The 15199-nt window shown below is 49.6% G+C and carries 10 protein-coding genes and 1 riboswitch; of the genes, 9 read left to right on the top strand and 1 reads right to left on the bottom strand.

Going from position 1 to position 15199, the window contains the following annotated elements:
• Positions 1-62: 62 nt before the first annotated feature.
• A complete protein-coding gene (locus FN001_RS03635; protein ID WP_118651063.1) occupies positions 63-2459 on the bottom strand; it encodes an endonuclease MutS2 in 2397 nt (798 codons plus the stop codon).
• Positions 2460-2850: 391 nt separating this feature from the next.
• Here FN001_RS03635 and FN001_RS03640 point away from each other — a divergent pair, with 391 nt between their 5' ends.
• From FN001_RS03640 to FN001_RS03680, 9 genes are all read left to right on the top strand, one after another.
• Entirely contained in the window at positions 2851-4176 is a 1326-nt protein-coding gene (locus tag FN001_RS03640) for a S1C family serine protease (protein WP_142410829.1), read from the top strand.
• Positions 4177-4232: 56 nt separating this feature from the next.
• Positions 4233-5177 (top strand): 3'-5' exoribonuclease YhaM family protein, encoded by a 945-nt coding sequence (locus tag FN001_RS03645; protein ID WP_118321794.1) that lies wholly within the window; start codon positions 4233-4235, stop codon positions 5175-5177.
• Positions 5178-6013: 836 nt separating this feature from the next.
• Positions 6014-7714 carry a carbon starvation CstA family protein gene (locus FN001_RS03650; protein WP_142410830.1) on the top strand — a complete coding sequence of 567 codons (1701 nt, stop codon included), beginning with the start codon at positions 6014-6016 and terminating at the stop codon, positions 7712-7714.
• A 473-nt stretch (positions 7715-8187) separates the two neighbouring features.
• On the top strand, positions 8188-9603 hold the full coding sequence (gene rlmD, locus FN001_RS03655; protein ID WP_185911830.1) for a 23S rRNA (uracil(1939)-C(5))-methyltransferase RlmD: 1416 nt from the start codon (positions 8188-8190) through the stop codon (positions 9601-9603).
• 272 nt (positions 9604-9875) lie between these two features.
• Entirely contained in the window at positions 9876-10421 is a 546-nt protein-coding gene (locus FN001_RS03660; protein ID WP_142410873.1) for a GNAT family N-acetyltransferase, read from the top strand.
• A gap of 90 nt (positions 10422-10511) precedes the next feature.
• Positions 10512-11060 carry a phosphodiesterase gene (gene yfcE, locus FN001_RS03665; protein WP_142410831.1) on the top strand — a complete coding sequence of 183 codons (549 nt, stop codon included), beginning with the start codon at positions 10512-10514 and terminating at the stop codon, positions 11058-11060.
• 56 nt (positions 11061-11116) lie between these two features.
• Positions 11117-11356: riboswitch (cobalamin riboswitch) on the top strand.
• Between the two features lie 323 nt (positions 11357-11679).
• Positions 11680-13323, top strand: coding sequence for an ABC transporter substrate-binding protein (locus tag FN001_RS03670; protein ID WP_142410832.1), 1644 nt, complete (start codon positions 11680-11682; stop codon positions 13321-13323).
• Positions 13324-13328: 5 nt separating this feature from the next.
• A complete protein-coding gene (locus FN001_RS03675) occupies positions 13329-14282 on the top strand; it encodes an ABC transporter permease (protein ID WP_142410833.1) in 954 nt (317 codons plus the stop codon).
• Positions 14279-15118 carry an ABC transporter permease gene (locus FN001_RS03680; protein WP_118728184.1) on the top strand — a complete coding sequence of 280 codons (840 nt, stop codon included), beginning with the start codon at positions 14279-14281 and terminating at the stop codon, positions 15116-15118. The genes FN001_RS03675 and FN001_RS03680 overlap by 4 nt, the downstream gene beginning before the upstream one ends.
• The last annotated feature ends 81 nt before the right edge of the window (positions 15119-15199 follow it).

The following is a 15199-nucleotide window of genomic DNA, read 5'->3' on the forward strand; positions in this document are numbered from 1 at the left end:
CGGTTGACATAACTTCAAAGCAGCATCGCTCTGGCAAAATCCAAGGTAGTTTCGATTAAAAGTTACTTGAAGGTTACAATAGTAACTCCCGTATCGCCTTCCCCAAATTCTCCAAGTCTGAATTCTTTTACGTACTTAAGCTTCTTCAAATGCTTATGGACCGCAGCCCGCAGCGCTCCTGTTCCGCGTCCATGTACGACACGGACCTGCGGAAGATGGGCGAGATAAGCATCATCCAGATACTTGTCAAGGACAGGCATCGCCTCGTCCGTTGTCATTCCGATGAGATTGACCTCAGGGGAGACAGAGAAGGACTTCGCCATCTTGATCTTTCCGCTTCCCGTGTTGTTCCGCTTCAGGGCAGCCGGGTCGAGGCCCGGTCCGGATACGGATGCCTCGTCTAAAAGTTCCAGATCTTTGATATTCACAAGGGAGCGCAGGATCCCCATCTGCACATAGAGATCGCCTTTTGCGTTCGGCAGTGTGCTGACAGTTCCCTTTAAGTTCATCGTGAGAACTTTGACACCGTCGCCGATCTTTAATTTCTTCGGCGAGATCGTCTTTTTCGGTCCCTTATTGTTCTTGAGACTTAAGTTTTTATCGACTTTGTCCAACTTTTCGCGGAGCTTTGTCCGTTCGGCTTCCAGTTCTTTTCCGACACCGGAACTTGCGGCGAGCTTGTTGATATTCCGGATCGTCTGGTCAGCGGTCTCCTTTGCTTCGCGCAGGATCCGCTGTGCTTCCTCGTTGGCATTCTTTAAGAGCTTTTCTTTCCGCTCGTCAAGACGCTCTTCCTTCTGCTCGATATTCTTCTTTAAGCGGGAGATTTCTTCTTTATAGCTTGCAATCTCTTCACGCTCTTTCTCGATCGTCACGCGGCTCTGTTCGAGGTTCGCGAGAAGATCCTCAAATGCCTCATCATTGGATTCGAGGTGTGTTTTCGCGTCGTCGATAATATAATCCGGCAGACCGAGCTGCTTGGAGATCGCGAACGCGTTGCTCTTTCCCGGAATTCCGATGAGGAGCTTGTAGGTCGGACGAAGTGTCTCGACATTGAACTCGCAGCATGCATTTTCGACACCCGGAGTAGACAGGGCAAATACCTTTAACTCACTGTAGTGGGTGGTCGCCATGGTCCGGCACTTCATATTGTGAAGGAAGGACAGGATGGAGATCGCCAGCGCGGCACCTTCCGTCGGGTCTGTTCCGGCACACAGCTCATCGAAAAGACAGAGAGAGTGGCTGTCTGCCTGATTTAAGATCTTCACGATATTCGTCATATGGGCGGAGAAGGTACTTAAACTCTGCTCGATGCTCTGCTCGTCGCCGATATCCGCGAAGACTTCATCGAAGACGGAAAGTTCTGATCCGTCAAAAGCCGGGATCTGAAGTCCGGACTGTCCCATCAGGGTAAACAGGCCGACCGTCTTTAGGGAGACGGTCTTACCGCCGGTATTCGGTCCGGTCACGATCAGCAGGTCGAAATCTCTTCCCATCCAGATATTGATCGGAACGACCTTTTTCGGGTCGAGGAGCGGATGACGGCCGTCTTTGATATGGATGTAACCTTTCCGGTTGAATTTCGGCATGGAACAGTTGTAGATCCTGGCCAGGGCTGCCTTCGCGAAGATGAAATCCAGCTTTGTCAGGATCTCAAAATCTGTTGTGATCGGCTCGATATACGGAACAAGTTCGGTACTCAGGGCAGCCAGGATCATTTCGATCTCTTTCTGCTCTTTTAATTCCAGTTCACGCAGCTCATTGTTCAATTTGATAATCGCCATCGGTTCGATAAAGAGTGTGGAACCGGTGGAGGACTGGTCGTGGACCATTCCGGCAAACTGGCTTTTGTACTCCGCGCGGACCGGGAGACAGTAGCGTCCGTCACGCATCGTAATTACGGCGTCCTGCAGCATGGTCCGGCTGGAATTTAAGATCGCGTTCAGCTGAGTGTGGACTTTGTCCGCGGTGATCTTCATCTGGCGGCGGACATGGTGGAGTCCCGGACTTGCGTCATCGGCGATCTCATCTTCTCCGAGAATACAGCGGGTGATCTCACTGTTGACATTTGTCAGCGGTTCCAGCGTCCGGAACATCTCATCAAGAGAATCGTCCGGCAGCTCTGTATTTTCCGGGTGACGGCCGTAGTTTTTCGCACGCGCCGCGCATGTCAGAAGTCCGCTGACGGAGAGGAGTTCCATAATGCTTAAGGAACTGCCGATCTCCAGGCGTTTTAAGGAATCTCTCACATCCCGGACTCCGGCCAGTGAGAGACTTCCTTTCTGGCGAACACGGGTCACAGCGTCCGCGGTTTCCGTCTGCGCCTGAACGATCTCGTTAAAATCTGAGGACGGGGTCAGTTCCCGGCACATCTTCTTTCCGGGTTCAGACGCCGCACAGTCAGTCAGGCGTTCAATGATTTTATAATATTCAAGTGTTTTTAATACTTTCTGATTCATAGGTCGATCCTTTTTCCTTTCAATGGCAGATATTTGATTTCATTCACTGCCAGTTACAGTGCGCGGGCAGGGACGCCCGTGTCCGGTAACAAGATTCCTTTTTATGGAATATGCAGAGATTTCAGGCGAAGATGCCTGTCTGCACAGAAAAAGTATAACACAAACAGTTCAAATATCATAGGGATTTTTTCCTGTGAAAAGTAACAGGGATGCTCTCACTCAGGACCCGTGGGCACCAAGTTTTTCTTGCATAATAAGTAGAAAAAAATTATAATGGAAAAAAGATAGGCTAAAAGCAAAGAATCCGCAAATGTGACAGGATCTTGATGGATATTTGCCCGCAGCAGAAAGAATTCCGGATTGCTGCGAGATATGAAAAGGAGATTTTTTCATGTCAGATACACCTAACGAAAAAAATTTTATGAGAGAAAAGATCGTAAAACCCCCGATCGATAAGCGCAGGGCCGCAGGCCGGATCCTGTGCTATGTTCTTTTTGCGGTTGTTTTCGGCGGCGTTGCGGCGGTAAGCTTTGTGGTATCCCTTCCGACAGCAAAAAAAATCCTGGGAAAAGACCAGCCGGCAACATCCGCGCCGATCACGATCGAGCGCGACCAGGATCCGTCCGGCGAGCCGACACCGGTGGAGACGATGGCGGAAACCACAGGAGAGGGGATCCGCTCGGAAGACCTGAAGGACGAGGTGGAAAAGATCGTTGGGGATGCCATGGAAAAATTCCCCTGGACGACGAAAAACCTGACCGAGTTCAACGATGCGTTCCGGAACATCTACCTGGAATCAGAAAAAAGCATCGTGACAGTCTCGGCGGTGAAAAACGATGTGGACTGGTTTGACAACCCTATCGAGACGACGGGACAGTACGCCGGGATCATTATCGCGGTAAACCCAAGCGAAGCGCTGATCTTAACAGAACAGAGCGCAGTGGCGGGAGCTGATTCCCTGCGTGTGACCTTCGGGGATGGATCAATAGCGGCAGTGGAATTAAAATCCCAGGATTCAACAGCCGGGATGGCGGTTGTCAGTGCGAAGATCGCTGATATTGAAGAACAGACGGTAAACTGGATGAAGGCGGTGGAGCTTGGAAATTCCTATTCCGTCCGCACCGGGGACATGGTCCTCGCAGTGGGAAGTCCGTCCGGACATGTCCATTCCGTCAAACAGGGACTGATCTCCTATGTGGCGAAAGGTGTCCAGGCAGTGGACGGTCAGACCCATATCCTGTATACAGAATTTGAGAGTCATGCGGATGAGGGAACATTCCTTATAAATCTTTCCGGTCAGCTTGTGGGTTGGGCGACGTCCATTTATCAGGCCGGGGACAACACACAGGCGGAAGATAGGACGATGGCAATGCCGATCTCGGAGTACAAGGGCGTGCTTCAGAAACTCACAAACGGACAGTCCGCTCCGTATTTTGGAATCCGCGGCCAGGATGTGACCTCCGCGATGATGGAGAGCGGGATCCCGAGCGGTGTGTATATTACAGATTCCATTGCAGATGGGCCGGCTTATAATGTGGGAATCCAGAACGGGGATATCCTGACAAAGTTTGATGATCTGGAGATCCAGACGATCCGGGACTTCCAGAACCGGCTGGAGGAGACAAAGACCGGGGATACCGTGAAAGTTACAGTAAAACGGAAGTCTATTGATGAATATAAAGAAATAGAGTATCAGGTAACGATCGGAGCCAGGTAAACATACCTGGCTCAGCGATTGTGTGAGAAGTATGACCGATCAGAAAAGGAGAAATTATGAGATTTATTGAAACATTCCGGGAAGGAAATCACATTTCGGATGTATATCTGTGCAAAACAAAACAGATCGCACTTACAAAAAATGGAAAAGAGTACGGCTCTCTTGTACTTCAGGATAAGACGGGAACCGTTGACGCGAAGATCTGGGAGCTGAGTTCTCCGGGGATCAATGAGTTTTCCGCTTTGGATTATGTATATGTCGATGCGGATGTGACCCTATTCCAGGGACAGAACCAGTTAAACGTAAAGAGGATCCGCAAGGCAGACGAAGGTGAGTACCATCCGGCAGATTATCTTCCGGTGACGACGAAGGATATCCCTGCGATGCAGCATGAACTGATTCAGTACATTACGACGATCAAAAATGAATATCTGAGAAAACTTGCATCCGGTTATTTTAATGATCCGGAATTTATGAAGGCATTTTCCTTCCACTCAGCGGCAAAGAGTGTTCACCACGGTTTTGTCGGCGGACTTTTAGAGCATACGTTAAGTGTCGTGAAGATGTGCGACTATTTCAGCAAACAGTATCCGCTGATCAACCGCGATCTTCTTCTAACAGCAGCGATGTTCCATGATATCGGAAAGACAAAGGAACTTTCTGCATTCCCGGCCAATGATTATACGGATGACGGACAACTTCTCGGACATATCATCATTGGTTCCCAGATGGTAAAGGAACGGATCGATGCGATGCCGGGATTCCCGAAAAAACTGGAGAGTGAGTTGATCCACTGCATTCTTGCCCACCATGGCGAGCTGGAATACGGTTCCCCGAAGAAACCGGCGCTGATCGAGGCGATGGCGCTGAACCTTGCGGACAATGCGGACGCGAGAATGGAGACGATGACAGAGGTGTTAAGAGGAGCCGGTGACAACATGGGATGGCTCGGTTATAACCGCTTCATGGAGACAAATGTTCGCCGTACGAGCGAAGAATAGAAGATAGAGAATAGAGAGAACCTGCCGTTATGCACTGAAAAAGATGCAGACGGCAGGTTTTGTAAGTTGTAGAAAAATTGGTCCGTCCAATTCGATAAATCGTGCAAAATTTCACTGTGAATTTGCTGGAGGCGGACACATAAGAAAGCATGTCCGCTATACAAAGACTTATGTGCGCTGGAAAGCGATAAGAACGTGCAAAGATAAAAAAGAAGCGGTTGACAAAATCAATTTTCTGACTAAAATGATTGTTGTTCATATTCAAATGCGATGAACGGGACAGGACTTTCAATCGAAATCTTATTCAGAGAACTGCCGGATGGTGCGAGGCAGGTAAGAAGAGAGAAAGTAACTATTCAGTAGGTCTGCGCACTTGCTGCGCTGACCGTAAGAAAACATTTGCCTGAAGGCAAAAATCCCATCGGCGAAGCCGATTTGGAATGGATTTTTGCTCGTAACGGTGAAGGGACTGAACAGTTACGAGTGGAAGTTATCACCTGCAAGCAGCCGGGGTGAACAAAACGTTTTAGTAATCCCGGACGGAAACCTCACCGTTAAAAGGGGACCGATTCATCTGAAGGTACTGCAGATACTTGAGGAGGATGGGACTGAGAGGCCGGTTTTCCGGCAACAGAAGTGGTAACGCGGAGAATGTTAGATCCTTCGTCTTCTAAGGGAGTGATCCCTGTGGAGACGAGGGATTTTTTGTTTTATACGTAGATTCCACAGCGATTTTTGCCGTATTTTCAGGATCGTTTGAATATGGATGGACTACAGGGACCGGAACTTGCGACATTCCGGTATGACAAAATGAATTTACAAAGGAGCGAAATGACATGAACACATTAGTAATCGTTCTCATCGCAGCTGTGTGTCTGTTATGCGGATATATGGTATACGGACGCTGGCTGGCAAAGACCTGGGGCATCGACCCGAAGGCAAAGACACCTGCCTATACACATGAAGATGGACAGGACTATGTACCGACAAACGGCTGGATCGTTTTCTCACACCAGTTTTCTTCTATCGCAGGTGCCGGTCCTGTAACGGGTGCCATCCAGGCGGCTGCATTCGGCTGGGTTCCGGTTCTTCTCTGGATCCTTGTCGGCGGTATCTTCTTCGGAGCTGTTACAGACTTTGGAGCTCTTTACGCAAGTGTAAAGAACGAAGGTAAGTCCATGGGACTTCTGATCGAAAAGTACATCGGTAAGACAGGTAAGAGATTATTCCTGATCTTCTGCTGGCTCTTCACTTTGATCGTAATCGCTGCTTTCGCAGATATGGTTGCAGGCACATTCAACGCTTACACCGTTAAGGACGGCGTTACAGAGCTTGCGGCAGCAGCCCAGACAAACGGAGCTGCAGGTTCCATCTCCATCGCATTCATCGTATTTGCAATGTTCTTCGGCGTTCTTCAGAAGAAGCTCAACTTGGAAGGAAAGAGCGAGTTCTTTGTAGGACTTGCCTGCACAGTTGCATCTCTTGCGATCGGTATGGCATTCCCGCTGATCGGCGGTAAGGAAGCATGGACCGGATTTACATTCGCTTACATCTTCTTTGCATCTGTTCTTCCGATGTGGCTCTTAAAACAGCCGCGTGACTACATGACAACTTTCATGTTCGCAGGCATGATCCTTGGTGCCGTTGTCGGTATCGTTGTTGCTCATCCGAACATGAACCTTCCGATGTACACAGGTTTCACAAATGAGAAGCTCGGAAATATGTTCCCGATCCTTTTTGTAACCGTAGCCTGCGGAGCCGTTTCCGGTTTCCACAGCCTCGTTTCCTCCGGTACTTCCTCCAAGACCGTTGAGAATGAGAAAGATATGTTAAAGGTTGGTTACGGCGCAATGGTTCTTGAGAGCCTCTTAGCCGTACTTGCACTCTGTGTAGCAGGTGCCGCTGCAGCAGCTGACGGTACTGCAGCAGTAGGAACTCCGTTCCAGATCTTCTCCTCAGGTGTTGCAGGACTTCTTGAGATGTTCGGTCTTCCGATCTACATCGCACAGTGCTTCATGACTATGTGTGTATCTGCACTTGCTCTTACAAGCCTTGATGCAGTAGCACGTATCGGTCGTATGTCCTTCCAGGAGCTTTTCTCCGTAGACGATATGGAGAACGCAGAGGGCTGGAGAAAATTCCTCTGCAACAAGTATGTATCCACAGTTATCACACTTGCATTTGGCTATGTCCTCACAAGAGTCGGCTACTCCAACATCTGGCCGTTATTCGGAAGCGCAAACCAGCTGTTAAGCGCACTTGTTCTGATCACTCTCTGCGTATTCTTAAAAGTAACAGGCAGACAGAACAAGACCCTGATCGTACCGTGCGTGATCATGCTCTGCGTAACCTTCACAGCCCTGGTTCAGAGAACCATCGCTCTTGTAGGCGCATTCAGCGCAGGTACTGCAGTATTTATGGTTGAGGGACTTCAGCTGATCGTTGCGATCCTTCTTATGGTTCTCGGTGTGATCATCGTTGTCACATCCGGTAAGGAGCTGTTAAGCAAGAAGGCAGGTTCTGAGGCAAGAGCATAATCGAATCAGGTAAACAGCAAAGTGGATTGCGAATACCCACTGGACATTGCGATTTACATAATGTTTAACGTATAGAGTTGATATGTTAAGACCGGTTTTCCGGTTCCGGGGACTTCTGAATGGGAGTTTTCGGGGCGCGGGGAGCCGGTTTTTTGTATTAACGTAAAAACGTGACTCATTTGAAAATGCGGATCGGATTCACTTTTTCACTGTTGTTTTGCCTGTATGCGGTATAGGGCAGAGATTTTCACGTTCGTTTATGTGATGGGGGTTGCAAATGCGGGAGTAATTCTTGTATACTTAAGAAAAACTGAGCATTGAGTCTTATTTTTAGGTCTGTTTTGCATTTTGTGTATTCGGTATATTCTCAGTACGGGATATACGCTATTAGTTTGGGCTAGTGAGGTGAAAGGACAGAGTGGGCTCAGCGATAAAAATGTACAACAAGAATATTTATATAGAAGGAACGAATTATGGAAATCAAGAAAAACGATAAATTTACAGTGACCATCGAGGATATGGGAGAGGACGGTGCAGGTATCGGCCGCGTGGACGGATATATCTGGTTCGTGAAGGATGCCCTGATCGGTGATACGATCGAGGCGTCAGCCATGAAAATGAAAAAAAATTACGGCTTTGCCTGTCTTGTGCGCGTCATCACCCCGGCAAAAGGCCGTGTGGAGGCGAAATGTCCGGTGGCGAGAGCCTGCGGCGGATGCCAGCTTCAGGAACTGGACTATAAAGAACAGTTAAAATTCAAGGAAAAGAAAGTATACAATCATTTAAAACGCATCGGCGGCATGGAAAACCTGTTCCTGCCAGAGGAGGCGGAACAGGCAGCGGGAGTGCCGGACGCAGTCATCATGGAACCGATCATCGGAATGAAAGACCCGTGGAGATACCGCAACAAAGCGCAGTATCCGATCGGACGCGGAAAGGACGGAAAACCGACGGCGGGATTCTTTGCCGGACGGACCCACTCCCTGATCCCGGTACCGGAGCTGGACTGCCTGCTTGGCTGTGGGGAAAATAAGGATTATCTGGCGGCAGTGCTGAAATTTATGGAAGATTTCGGCGTTGAGCCGTATGATGAGACAGGGCATAAAGGTCTTGTCCGCCATGTTCTCCTGAGAAAAGGATTCGCCAGCGGCGAGCACATGGTATGCCTTGTGATCAACGGAAAGAAACTGCCGCACGAGAAAGAGTTCATCGAGCGGATGCGGGAAGTTGGCGCGGACAGTATTTCTCTCTCCTTTAATATGGAAAAGACGAACGTGATCCTCGGAACGGAGATCAAAAATCTCTACGGACCTGGCTACATCAGAGATAAAATCGGAAACATCGAATACCGGATTTCTCCGTTATCCTTTTACCAGGTAAATCCGGTACAGACGGAACGCCTCTACGGAACAGCGTTGGAATTTGCTGACCTGAACGGCGGTGAGACTGTCTGGGATCTCTACTGCGGGATCGGAACGATCTCCTCATTCCTCGCCCAGAAAGCGGGAAAAGTCTGCGGAGTCGAGATTATTCCGGCGGCCATCGAGGACGCAAGAGAAAATGCGAAGCGCAACGGCCTGGATAACGTAGAATTCTTCGTCGGAAAAGCTGAGGAAGTTCTTCCGGAACAGTATGAAAAGAACCACATTAAAGCCGATGTCATCGTTGTAGATCCGCCGAGAAAAGGTTGCGACGAACTCTGCCTCGAGACGATCGTAAAAATGGCACCAGAGAAAGTTGTCTATGTGAGCTGTGATTCCTCGACTCTGGCGCGGGATGTGAAGTATCTTGGGGAACATGGATACGAGGTGAAGCGAGTCCGGACGGTTGACATGTTTGGAATGTCGGGGCATGTGGAAACGGTGGCGCTTCTGACTAAGGCAGATTAGCGTGAGGTTATTGAAGAAGAGGTGAAACCATGCAACCTGAATTACAATACACGATCCTTCAGATCCAGGAAGATGATTATGGCTGTGAGGAACGGTCGGAAGGTTCGAAAAGAACGGTTCTTGTCCGCTTAAGGGACTCAGAGGAAAATGAGCACATGATCCGTCAGGAAGATGACTGGCTTTATGAGCAGGAAATCAATGAAGGGGATCAGGTGATATTTGTGGAGAACCGGCTGTATAAGAACTTGCCGGAGATTATAGGAGAAAAGAAAATGAAATTAGAGACAACACGCCTACTCCTGCGTCCATGGCAGGAGAGCGATGCAGAGAGCTGCTATGAATACGCGAAAGACCCGCAGGTCGGTCCATCTGCCGGCTGGCCGGTACACACGAGTGTGGAGAACAGCAGAGAGACGATTAAAAACGTATTGTCGGCCGATGGAACGTATGCGGTCGTATTAAAAGCTTCCGGAAAACCGGTCGGCTGCGCGGGATTAACTGTGGGAGCTGCCAGCAATTTAAAGCTTCCAGAAGATGAAGGTGAGATTGGCTGCTGGCTCGGCGTTCCGTACTGGGGACAGGGAATCATCCCGGAGGCAGTACAGGAGCTGATCCGTTATGGATTTGAGGATCTGGGATTAAAACGGATCTGGTATGCGTTCTTTGATGGGAACGAAAAATCAAAGCGCGTGGCGGAGAAATGCGGATTCCGCTATCATCACACGAATGAAAACCTGGAATGGAAATTACTGAACAGGACAGTTACAGAGCATGTGTATGTTCTTGACAAGCATAGAAAGTTATCTGGTGCGCAGTAATTCTGAGAGAAATTTGTCAGCTTGCGCTGACAGGAATTAAACGCCAAGTCTTACGTGTGCTCGACTTAAAAGAAAGAAGGAACCAACAAAATGAAAAAACTTATGATCGCGTCCGACGTCCACGGCTCCGCATACTATTGCCGGAAAATGCTGGAGGCATTTGACCGGGAACAGGCAGACCGCCTGTTGCTTTTGGGCGATATTTTGTACCATGGACCGAGAAATGATCTTCCGAAAGAGTATGCGCCGAAGGAAGTCATCAAAATGTTAAATGAGCGGAAAACGAAAATCTTCTGTGTCCGCGGAAACTGCGATACGGAGGTTGACCAGATGGTGCTGGAGTTCCCGATCCTTGCGGATTACGCGGTATTTCCGGCGGCAGACCGCCTGATCTACGCTACTCATGGCCATCACTTTCATATGAACCAGCTCCCGCCTCTCCAGCCGGGAGACATTCTCCTCCACGGCCACACGCACATTCCGGCGTGGGAACCGTTCGGGGATGGAAAGCTGTACCTGAATCCGGGTTCCGTGTCGATCCCGAAGGCGGAAAGTGAACATAGCTATATGCTCCTTCAGGATGGGAAAGTGATCTGGAAAACACTGGAAGGAACCACCTATCATAGTGAATGTTTATAAAAACGTCTCAATGGTCCTTGCATAATAAACCCGAAGATGCTAAAATATCTCCCATAACAATTGAAGAGGCATCCGGTGCTGCTGCCGCCCTGAAGAGGGCGGACAGCAGGTAAAAGGGAAACAGGTGAAAGACCTGTGCGATCTCGTCACTGTGAGCAGAGAATACAAAGCCATGCGCGAACGCGCGGTCACTGAAAAAACGGAGCAGTCTGACAGGACTGTTTTGAAATATTTGGGAAGGCGGCTTTGTGTGATGATCTGTGAGTCAGGAAACCTGCCGGAATGCTGGTACAGGAAGAAAAATTCCAGATCACGAGGCATTGATCGTACCGTTTATATGTCGGCTGATTCCAGCGGACATCTTTTTCTGATGCTTAAGCATTCGGTATTCGAAAAAATTCTCAGATGGAACATCTCCATACTAACTCCGAAATTGTAAAAACAATGAAACTGTTCAGAACTTTCATGATTACGGGCAAAAAATGTATTTCAGACGGCTGAACCAATAGGACTTTTGCTTTAAAACCAATGGGGTTATTACAGTCGGCGCAGTAAGTGCGCAGGCCTGGTGAACAGTTGCAAAAAAACATTATAATCTTTACACAACATGGAGGACAACATGAAGAAGAAACATGTAAGTCTGTTCTTAGCGGCAGCAATGGCGGCATCCGTAATTTCCGGATGCGGAAGCAGCGCGAATAACAGCACGGCTGAGACGACAAAAGCAGAAGGAGCTGCAGCGGAGACAACGGCTGCAGGAGAGACAGAAGCCACAGCAGAGGCAGTGGAAGACACAGAGAAAAACGAGACAGATGAGGTTGTCATCGCGACTCCGCGTGATGCTGTGCAGGGAAGCGGCGATGCGTATTACTGCTGGGAAGGCGCTTATGTATGGGAAGCTCTCACAGCAAACAACGGTGGTGTGATCGATCCGTGGCTTGCAAAATCCTGGGAGCACAACGATGACTGTACCGAGTGGACTTTCAGCCTGCGCGATGACGCATATTTTACAGACGGTGTTCAGTTTAATGCCGATGTGTGCCTGAAAAACATTGAGCGTTGGGGCCATGGGATCAATTCTACATACACAACACTCAGCATCGAAAAATCTCTCCCGAATCTCGACAAGATGGAGAAAGTCGACGACTACACTGTAAAGTTCACATTTACACAGCCGATCACAACACTTGAGTATGTCCTTTCCGACTATGGCAGCCCGATGTACAGCCCGAACTGCTTCGACGAGGAGACAGGTGTGATCTCCGACTATGCGATCGGAACCGGTCCATATAAGATCGTTGATCATGTGGAGTCCGAGTATGTGACACTTGAGAGAAATGACAACTATTATGGCGAGAACGGCAAGGTAAAGACCTTCAAGATCCGCTGCATCCCGGATGCCGAGACTCGTGTATCCGCGTTAAAATCCGGCGAAGTCATGGGACTTGCAGACAACGGCGCGATCACTATGGATGCTGCAAAGAATCTCTGCGACACAGACTCCAACTTTGAGATGGACAGCACTCCGAGCCATATGACTGAGTACATCATGTTCAACGATAAAAACGAGTACCTTGCGGATAAGCGCATGAGAGAGGCGTTCAACCTTGCGACAGACCGCGACAGCATCTGCAGCGTGATCTACGGAGGACTTTTACAGCCGGCATACTCCTTCTTAAGCACCCAGTCCACCTTCCATCTGGACATCCAGGGAACTTATGATATGGAGAAGGCAAAATCTCTCGCAAAAGAAGTTCTCGGAGACAAGACGGCCGACATGACCATGATCATCCGTTCCAGCACCGCGTCCGATTACAACTGCAAGGCTGTTGCAGAATACTTAAAGCAGGTTTACGCGGAGCTTGGCGTCAACATCAATATTGAGATCGTGGACTCCTCCCTCTACAAAGAGAGACAGCAGGAAGGCACCTACGACATGACACTTACCGTATTCGGTATCAACAATGCGGATCCGACTTCCACATTTAAGCAGTACTTCGCAAGCGAAGGAAACAGCAACACGACATTAAACTACAACTACTACAACGAGAAGATCGATGAACTTGTCGCAAAAGCTCCGACGATCGCTGATGTGAGCGAGCGCAGCAAGATCTATGATGAGATCCAGCAGGAACTCTTCGATGACAGCGCGTGCGTTCCGATCTGCTACCAGATCAACGTAAACATCCACAACAAGGCGATCACACACTATGCAGGAAAGACCTTCGGTGTTGGACTTCCGACAATTTCCTGGGTGAAATAATCAATATGTCACTTTTAAAGTACATCCTGAAAAAAATGCTGATGCTTTTGCCGGTGCTCGTCGGGATCAGTATCATTGCATTTGCACTTGGGATCATGTCACCGGGGGATCCGGTGGACCAGGTGTTAAATCCAAACGGAAACGAATCCTACACGCAGGAAGAATATGATGCCATGGCTGCAAAGATGGGGCTGGACCAGCCTGCCGTCGTCCAGTATTTTAACTGGGTCGACGGCCTGGCTCACGGCGATCTGGGCAGGTCCTTTTTCACGAACAAAAGTGTCATGGACCAGCTCGCAAAGCGGATCCCGATCTCATTGAAGCTTGCGGGTTTCAGCATGATCCTGACCATCGTGTTCGGTGTGGGATTCGGAGTCCTGATGGCGGTGGGAAAAGACCGGCTGCCGGATCATGTGCTGGGAACATTTTCAACGGTTGCATTGTCTGTTCCGGGGTTCTGGATCGCCATCGTCCTGATCTTTATCTTTGCGGAACAGTGGAAGATCCTGCCGAGCAGCGGGATCTCTGACGGATCCGGCTTTATTCTCCCGGCGGTCACGCTGGCACTCCCGAGTATCGGAGTCTGTGCGAGACTGACAAGGAGCGCGATCCTCGATGAGATCGGAAGACAGTACATGACTGTGGCGGATGCAAAAGGAATGAGCCGCCGCCGCGCAGTGGTCCACCATGCGTTCGGAAACGCGCTGATCCCGATCATCACCTACCTGGGAACCCATATGGCGGGCATCATCGGCGGCGCCTCGATCGTGGAGACGATCTTTGCGATCCCCGGGATCGGAAGTTACGCGATCGCGGGTGTGCAGTCGAAGGATTATTATGTGGTGCAGGCGTATGTTCTGTTTTCAGGCTGTATCTATGTGCTGACAAACATTCTGATCGACCTGATCTATATCGCACTTGATCCGAAGATCCGAGCGGGAGAGGCGGTGGAATCATGAATAAATTAAAGGAACTCCACCTGTCAGGAAAAGCAAAGACCGGTCTGGTGATCTTATTATTGATCCTGTTGACCAGCGTACTCGCGCCGGTCCTTGCTCCCTATGATCCGCTGGTCTCGAACCTGTCGGAAGCACTTCAGAAACCGTCTGCCGCGCATCTTTTAGGCACGGATAATATCGGAAGAGATACGCTGAGCCGTGTTCTCTACGGCGGAAGACAATCGATCCTTCTCGCCCTGGCGGCGACCGTCCTCTCGATGCTGCTCGGTTTTGCACTGGGACTTTTCGCGGGATATTTCGGCGGCTGGATCGACGGGATCATCACGACGATCTCCAGCATTTTTCAGGGACTTCCCGGCTTGACGCTGATGATCGCGGTGGCCGGACTTCTTGGACAGGGCGTGAAGAGCATGCTGATCGCGATCGTGATCAATTCCTGGGTCGGATTTTCCAGGATCGTCCGCGGTGAAGTCATGAAATTAAAGCAAGAGAGCTTTATCAAAGGTCTGAGGACCATCGGAGCCGGCGATCTCCGGATCCTGTTTCTCCACATTTCCCCGAATATTTTAGGAACGCTGAGCGTCCTTTTTGCCACCAGGATCGCCGGAAATGTGATCTCGGTGGCGTCCATGAGTTATCTTGGTCTGGGACTTCAGCCCCCGACACCGGACTGGGGCGTCATGATCAACGATGCGAGACAGTATTTCCGCCAGGAACCGCTGCTCGTCATCGCTCCGGGACTCTGTATTTTGCTTCTTTCCCTCAGCATCAACCTTCTGGCAGATGAACTGCGCGACCGGCTGGATGTGCGGAAAGATGTGATGAAGACGATGTGATGCCGGAAAGCATGCAAAGAAAGGCAAAATTTCCTCAGCATAGCTGAGCCGGAACAGATTTTTGCCTGTAACTGTGAAAAA

Origin of the sequence: Clostridium sp. Marseille-P7770 (assembly GCF_902143525.1) — a bacterium.
Classification (GTDB): Bacteria; Bacillota; Clostridia; order Lachnospirales; family Lachnospiraceae; genus Pilosibacter.

Bases quoted from the DNA above. Each gene is read 5' to 3' on its own strand.
- FN001_RS03660 (WP_142410873.1), top strand. From the start codon at position 9,876: ATGAAATTAGAGACAACACGCCTACTCCTGCGTCCATGGCAGGAGAGC.
- FN001_RS03680 (WP_118728184.1), top strand. From the start codon at position 14,279: ATGAATAAATTAAAGGAACTCCACCTGTCAGGAAAAGCAAAGACCGGT.
- FN001_RS03650 (WP_142410830.1), top strand. From the start codon at position 6,014: ATGAACACATTAGTAATCGTTCTCATCGCAGCTGTGTGTCTGTTATGC.
- yfcE (WP_142410831.1), top strand. From the start codon at position 10,512: ATGAAAAAACTTATGATCGCGTCCGACGTCCACGGCTCCGCATACTAT.
- rlmD (WP_185911830.1), top strand. From the start codon at position 8,188: ATGGAAATCAAGAAAAACGATAAATTTACAGTGACCATCGAGGATATG.
- FN001_RS03670 (WP_142410832.1), top strand. From the start codon at position 11,680: ATGAAGAAGAAACATGTAAGTCTGTTCTTAGCGGCAGCAATGGCGGCA.
- FN001_RS03645 (WP_118321794.1), top strand. From the start codon at position 4,233: ATGAGATTTATTGAAACATTCCGGGAAGGAAATCACATTTCGGATGTA.
- FN001_RS03640 (WP_142410829.1), top strand. From the start codon at position 2,851: ATGTCAGATACACCTAACGAAAAAAATTTTATGAGAGAAAAGATCGTA.
- FN001_RS03675 (WP_142410833.1), top strand. From the start codon at position 13,329: ATGTCACTTTTAAAGTACATCCTGAAAAAAATGCTGATGCTTTTGCCG.
- FN001_RS03635 (WP_118651063.1), bottom strand. From the start codon at position 2,459: ATGAATCAGAAAGTATTAAAAACACTTGAATATTATAAAATCATTGAA.